Origin of the sequence: Asticcacaulis sp., assembly GCF_027484505.1 — a bacterium.
In the GTDB taxonomy this organism is placed as follows: domain Bacteria; phylum Pseudomonadota; class Alphaproteobacteria; order Caulobacterales; family Caulobacteraceae; genus Asticcacaulis.
The window spans coordinates 23,904-29,903 of sequence record NZ_JAIXSV010000282.1 but is presented as its reverse complement, the minus strand read 5'-3'; the positions used below and the strand labels follow the sequence as shown (position 1 = coordinate 29,903).

Here is a 6,000-nt window from a genome sequence, read left to right as displayed (position 1 = left end):
GTCGATCCAGCCGATCTCCTGGCCGAATATGAGGGTGGTGATCATGGCATTCAGTGATCCTGAATTATCCGACTTAGCAGCGCAGGCCCGTGAAAACGCCCTGCATGTCTGCGCTCATCTGTTTCCCAACGGATATGTGGCCGGTCGCAGCTTCTGCGTCGGCAACGTCTATGGAGACGTGGGCGACAGCCTCAAGGTCAACCTGGTCAAGGGCCGGTTCCGGGACTATGCCGACGACACCTGCCATGGCGATATCCTCAATCTCGTGCATCTCAGCAGTGGCGCCGACGACTGGGGGCGCACCAAGGAAACCCTGCGCAGGATCTTGCGGCTGCCGGTGCCGGAGACGTTCCGGAACACGAACGCCGCTGGCCCCTCCAAATCCACGGCTGAACTTCAGGCCATGGCCCTGAGGATCTGGCGCGGCACTCGCAACCTGCGCAACACCCTGGGCGCACGGTATCTCCTGCGCCGTGGCATCGGCCGGCACCTCTCCAACCTGGCCTTCGACGCCAGCTGCTGGTGGGGCTGGTGGCAGAAGACCCGCCCGGGCGAGAAGGGCATCCAGCACACTGGCAGGGGGCCGGCGCTCATTGCCCGCTTCCAGGACATCCATGGGCGCTTCGCCGGCATTCACCGGATCTACCTGAGCCAGGACGCCGGTAAGGCGGACATGCCCGACCCGAAGATGTCGCTCGGTGACCTGTATGGTGCCGCCTGCCGCTTGCAGGGCCGGGACGTGACGGTGTTGTTCACCACTGAGGCGGTGGAAGATGGTGCTGCCGTGGCCACGACCTTGCCGGAGCTTGCCGTCTGGGCCGCTTCATCGGCCGGTCATCTGGGTGAGATGGATATTCCCGTCTCCACCAGGATCCTCCTCGTCGGCGCCGACAACGACAAGGCTGGCGATGCCGCCTTTGAGCGCCTCGTCGAACGGCTCCAGGACCGGGATGGTCTCATCATCATCCGGGCCCGGCCGGTGCTGAAGGACTGGAACGAGGACCTGCTCAAGCTCGGCCCGCTGGCCGTCGCTGCCCGGGTCCGCAGCTTCCACCAGGGCCTGATGCAGGAAAGGGTCGCAGCATGAGCCGCCATGAACTGCAAAACGGCCGCTATCGCATCGCCCTGGGCTGGGACAATCCCATGCAGAGCTTTTTCGCGACCGTCACCAGCGGGCCGGATGATTACGTCCACCTGTGGGTCGGTACCTGCCGCGGTGAGGTCCCGTCCATCGATGCCCTGGCGGCCGCCCTGTCTCCCTACCACACGCTCACCGGTGAGATGCGCATCCGTCTGCATCAGGATCGGCTCGACACACTGGACCGGGGGCCGACCCAGCTGCAGCACACGCTGCTGAACCTCGTCGATCCCTCTCGCAAGCACTGCCCGGAGGAATGAATGAAGCTCCCTATCGCCCGGCTCGCCGTCTGTGCGGCTGCCCTTCTTCTGGCCCTGCCGGCCGCCGCCACCAGCTGGGACCCGGACGGTCTCCGGATCGAGGCCTCGCCGAACGGAACCATCGTCGACATCCATGTCGATGCCGATCGCTATGAGGGCCTGACCCTGGATGCCATGAGTGAACCCGATGCCCGTTGGCTCCAGATCGATGCTGGCTCCACCGTCGGCTGCGGCCAGCTCGACGCCGATGATGCCACCGTCTGCTGGCGGTCCGCTTACGCTGTCTTCCGGGACGGCATTCCCCTCGTCGAAGGCCGCAAGGCCCGCCTGCTGCTCCATGCCGGCTCCATCCGCCAGCCGACCATCACCCGCGTGATCACCGTCCAGGTGCAGGATGGCCAGCTCCGCCTTGGCAGCATCGAACCCCTGAAGGTGACCCCATGAAGATCATCGTGAAAGTCGATGTCCGTCCGGATGCCCGTGGCCAGCTCGTTACCATCCAGTCCGGCCCGCGCTGCATGACCTATCTGCCGGCCCGCGCTCCTACCCCGGCGGCCGCACAGTGCTGGGCCGTTCTTCGGTGCCTGGAGAATGCGCTGGCCTGTGGTGATGGAAAGCACGATCTGGTGGTCCACACCAGCTTCGCTCCGGATCGCACCCAGCACTATTGGCGGGTGCTCCAACAGCGTCTCGCCCAGGGAGCCTGCTCGCTGGATCTCGTCCAAGACCAGGCCACCCCTGCCGGTGCTGGCGCCGGCTGGTTGGCCCGCTGGTTCAGCCCCGCCCAGGCCCTGGCCTGAACTCCCGTTCACACCCATTCCTGGAGAATCGACATGACCTGCAAGTACTGCGGTGGCGCCGGCGAACGTTGGTCCAATGCCCTGGAGGAAATGCGTGTCTGCTTCTGCCAGACCGGCACCGAGGCGCTGACGGACGTCCGCGTGGAGAAGGCGCTCGGCTTCGCCGTCCGCTTTATGGCCGGGTTCGAGGATGACGATGAGCAGCCCGGGTTGCTTGACGCCTTGAATGTCCTGCGCACCGCCCAGGACCAGGGCTACCGCCTGGTCCGCGCCGCCTGACCAATCAGGAGCCAACCCCATGTTCAGATCGAAGAGCATGAGCGTCCTCACCGTCGGCTGGCTCAATCCTCATACCAAGCCGCCGGCAGATGCGGTGACCCTTGACGGCCGGCTGCTCTGGACCTGCACTGTGCTCGACCGCGCTTACGAGCGGGCCATCCAGGAGCAGCACATGCCTCGCGTCCGCCCGGGATCGGGCTGGAACCAGGGGTGGACGCACATCGCACCCGAACCCCGCCGCTGGCCAGCCGAACGCAAGGCGGCCGCCCGACGGCTTCAACTGCGCCGGCGTCTGGAACATCGCTACCCGCTCTTCGCGGATCTGCTGGAGGAGCACGAGCTCCGCCGACGGCCCCATTACTACGACCCGGCCGCGATCGAGGCCGGCACCGACATTCGGCCGGTCAACCGGCAGCTCGGCCACAATGGTGGCCCGCCGCTCAACTGACGCCGCTCTTTCACACTCCATCCGAGAGCAGACATGACTTACCGCGACATCACGATCGACGAACATTGTGCCCTGGAAGCCTTCGCGGCCGCCCACGGGCGGAACTGGAGGAACACCCTGGTGCTGGATTACTGGTGCCGGCCTCAGGCCTGGGAAGGCCACGCGGAGACCATGGGGGCCACCCTTCATGCGCTGCGCAACAGCCATGGGAATGAATGGCTCTACCAGCATTATCGGCCCCGCGCCGGCAGTCCCGCGGAACAGAACCCGACACCGACCCAGCTGGACGTCCTGGAACGGATCCGTGATGGCGGCATCACCAAGGTCAAGCATAGCGACACCAGCTATCGGATCGCCGGATTCAACAACGCGTCGGTCGTTGGCCGCGTCGTCTCCCTGCGGTGGGCCCGCTGGCCCCAAGGTCCGTTTCGCGCCCAGACCTGCGAGCTCACCGACGCCGGCATCCGTCTCTTGGCCCAGCATCGCCCCACGCCGGCGCTGGCGCCAGCATGCGCGGCCGAGTAGCCCGCTGCTGCTTCCCGCCGCCGTAGGCGGGTGCGCCTTCTCCGCCTTCTCCCATCAGGATCGTCACCATGCAGACCCCTGTCATCGTCTCCCAGACCTCATTCAGCGGCGAGCCTTTCAACCACGATATCATCACCGACAGGATCGAGGTTCCGGGCGGCTTCCTCTACCGGACCTATGCTCCCCGCATTGCCGCCATTGGCATCGCCACCACCTTCGTGCCGACGCCCCCCAGGCAAGACGAGGACCTCGGCATCTGATCCCACTCTCGCCGCCTGACGCCGGCAGAGCCGGTCGGTCAGGCTGACGCACGCTCCCCCATTCATGAGGTTCCCCATGCCGCGCTTGGCAGCTCGCGCGAACACCCTTCTGCACCCTGTTGTCCCGGTCATGCTCGACCACGAACCCGTGGTCGTCGCCTACGGCGGCCCCAAGGACGCGAAGCGGATTCGCAACGCGACCGGCAAATGGCCCCCGGGCCACCGGTACGAATATCCACTGGTTGACTGGGGCTGGGACCGTCAGCGTTGCGAGAACGAGATCCGCGCGACGGGCCTGCCTGTGCCCGTGAAATCGGCGTGCTTCATCTGCGCGGCCAGCCAGGAAGCCGAGGTGGCCTGGTTGCAGGATCATCATCCCGACCTGGCTGCCGTTGCGGTGACGATGGAGGAGCGCGCTCACGCCCGGGGTCTGCGCACCGTCCAAGGGCTCGGGCGCCGGTGGGCCTGGACCAAGTTCCTGCAAGAGCGCGCGGCCCAGGCGGTGAGGGCTGCGTGATGCACATCGTCCACACCAAAATCGGTTTCAACCGCGGACGCCGGCGTCTCTGGCAGGAGGGACCGCGTCTCGCCTGGGCGGGCTTCCGGCCGGGCGCGCGCTTCACGATCGTGTCCGATCCGGAGCGCCGACGTCTGGTCCTGCGGCTGTCGGCCAGCGGGGAGCGCATCGTGTCCTCGCGCGCCCGCGGCGCCACTGTCCGTCCCATCGTCGACGTCGCCGGCGCCATCGTCGAGCGGGTGTTCGGGGTGAGCGACGACAGGGTCAGGTGTATCTTCAGGGCGGGCGAGATTGAGGTCGCGCTGGCGCCGATCGCGGTGGCCAGGGCCAGCAGGGAGGATCGCCTGCGGCGCAAGCTGGCGGAGGGTGCCCCGCTCGCCGTTGGGTCGGTCTTCACCGGCGGCGGCGTCCTGGATCACGCCATCCATGCTGGCCTCGCGTCGGAGGGGATTGCGACCGTGTCCAGTTTAGTCGCCGATATTGATGCGGACGGACTGGAGGTGGCCCTGTTCGCCAATCCTGCGACCCGTGGGGCATGGGTATCCGTCGAAGGCCCCATTGACGAGGTGGACACCGCCCAGCTCCCCATGCTGGACCTGTTGATCGCCGGCATTCCATGCACGGCGGCCAGCCGGCAGGGCAGGGCGAAGAAGCAGCAGTTCGCCATGCCTGAGGCCGACACCGAGGCAGGCCATCTCGTGGTCAGCTATTTGGCCACTGTCCGCGCTACCAACCCGGCGATCGCGGTGCTGGAGAATGTCGTCGACTATGCCGGCACGGCGTCCGCACACATCATTCGCACGCAGCTCGCCCGGTGGGGATACGAGGTTTTCCAGGTACAGCTTGCCGGCGGCGCCCATGGGGCGCTGGAGGACCGTCGACGCTGGTCCATAGTGGCCTTCTCGCAGGGGATCGCGCCTGTCGCCTTCCAGGTGGTGGCCGCCATCAACAGGGCCGGAACGCTGGGGCAGATTCTGGAGCATGTGCCGGCCGATCACGTAAGCTGGCGGCGGCGGGAGTATCTGGAGCTCCATGCCGCTCGTCATGCGGCCAAGGGCGGGGGCTTCAAGCGCAATCTCGTCGATGGCGAGGCGAGGGCCATCACCTGCATCGGCCGCCGCTACTGGAAGGGCAGAACGACCGAGCCCCAGCTCGTGGCTCCTCACGATCCTGCCCTGTCGCGGATACTGACACCGCGGGAGCATGCGGCCGTGAAGTCGCTGCCGGCAGACCTGACGGCCGCGATCGTGACGGGCCGGAGTTCGACGCGGGCGCACGAGCTGCTCGGTCAGTCCGTGGTGTGGAACTGCTTTCGGGATCTCGGTCGCGCCGTTGGCCGAGCGGTCCGCATCGCTGCCGGAACCGGTGCGGTGGCAGCTGGGACAGTGGTGGCGGAGTTGGGCCAGTTGGCGTTGGCGATCTGAAATTGGTTGTTGGCAGCGCCGGGTGCTGAAGGTGCCGTTGGCGGTAGCGGTGGATGGGACGGGGAAGAGGGCTTCCTGGCCTTCGGCCGGGTCTAAGAGGTGACCGCAGGACCTATCACCAGAGCGTCGGGCGGGTGGCTTCTCCAGATGTCAGCGCCAGCCGGCGCGTCTGCTAAGGGGCTTCGCCCCTGGCGCGCAGAAGGGACAAGCGCCGGCTACGCCGTCGTCGCCGGAGAGGTATCCCCAGCTCTCACTTCGCTATGCTCCGTTGCGAGCCGGCCGGCACGCCGGCCGCCCTTCGGGTGGGTGATCCCCCTCCTCTCCGGCGATCCCTTCCACTTGCCTCCCC

10 protein-coding genes are annotated in these 6,000 nt (G+C 66.8%); all 10 read left to right on the top strand.

Annotated elements, in window-relative coordinates:
* Window positions 1-1,087, top strand: a 1,087-nt coding sequence (locus tag Q0072_RS16510; RefSeq protein ID WP_298332410.1) for a toprim domain-containing protein, incomplete at its 5' end; no start/stop codon positions are given.
* Complete coding sequence (locus Q0072_RS16505; RefSeq protein WP_298332407.1) at window positions 1,084-1,398, top strand: hypothetical protein; 315 nt, start codon at window positions 1,084-1,086, stop codon at window positions 1,396-1,398. The genes Q0072_RS16510 and Q0072_RS16505, both read left to right, overlap by 4 nt.
* Window positions 1,399-1,842, top strand: coding sequence for a hypothetical protein (locus Q0072_RS16500; RefSeq protein WP_298332404.1), 444 nt, complete (start codon window positions 1,399-1,401; stop codon window positions 1,840-1,842).
* Entirely contained in the window at window positions 1,839-2,198 is a 360-nt protein-coding gene (locus tag Q0072_RS16495; RefSeq protein WP_298332401.1) for a hypothetical protein, read from the top strand. Before Q0072_RS16500 ends, Q0072_RS16495 begins: the two co-directional genes overlap by 4 nt.
* A 33-nt stretch (window positions 2,199-2,231) precedes the next feature.
* A complete protein-coding gene (locus tag Q0072_RS16490; RefSeq protein WP_298332398.1) occupies window positions 2,232-2,477 on the top strand; it encodes a hypothetical protein in 246 nt (81 codons plus the stop codon).
* A 19-nt stretch (window positions 2,478-2,496) separates the two neighbouring features.
* The gene (locus tag Q0072_RS16485; protein ID WP_298332395.1) at window positions 2,497-2,925 is read left to right on the top strand and encodes a hypothetical protein; all 429 of its coding nucleotides are present in this window, start codon (window positions 2,497-2,499) and stop codon (window positions 2,923-2,925) included.
* A 33-nt stretch (window positions 2,926-2,958) separates the two neighbouring features.
* The gene (locus tag Q0072_RS16480; RefSeq protein WP_298332392.1) at window positions 2,959-3,450 is read left to right on the top strand and encodes a hypothetical protein; all 492 of its coding nucleotides are present in this window, start codon (window positions 2,959-2,961) and stop codon (window positions 3,448-3,450) included.
* Between the two features lie 68 nt (window positions 3,451-3,518).
* Complete coding sequence (locus Q0072_RS16475) at window positions 3,519-3,710, top strand: hypothetical protein (RefSeq protein WP_298332390.1); 192 nt, start codon at window positions 3,519-3,521, stop codon at window positions 3,708-3,710.
* Window positions 3,711-3,786: 76 nt separating this feature from the next.
* Window positions 3,787-4,227 (top strand): hypothetical protein, encoded by a 441-nt coding sequence (locus Q0072_RS16470; RefSeq protein WP_298332388.1) that lies wholly within the window; start codon window positions 3,787-3,789, stop codon window positions 4,225-4,227.
* Window positions 4,227-5,651: a DNA cytosine methyltransferase gene (locus Q0072_RS16465; protein ID WP_298332413.1), complete on the top strand. Its 1,425-nt coding sequence runs from the start codon at window positions 4,227-4,229 to the stop codon at window positions 5,649-5,651. Before Q0072_RS16470 ends, Q0072_RS16465 begins: the two co-directional genes overlap by 1 nt.
* The last annotated feature ends 349 nt before the right edge of the window (window positions 5,652-6,000 follow it).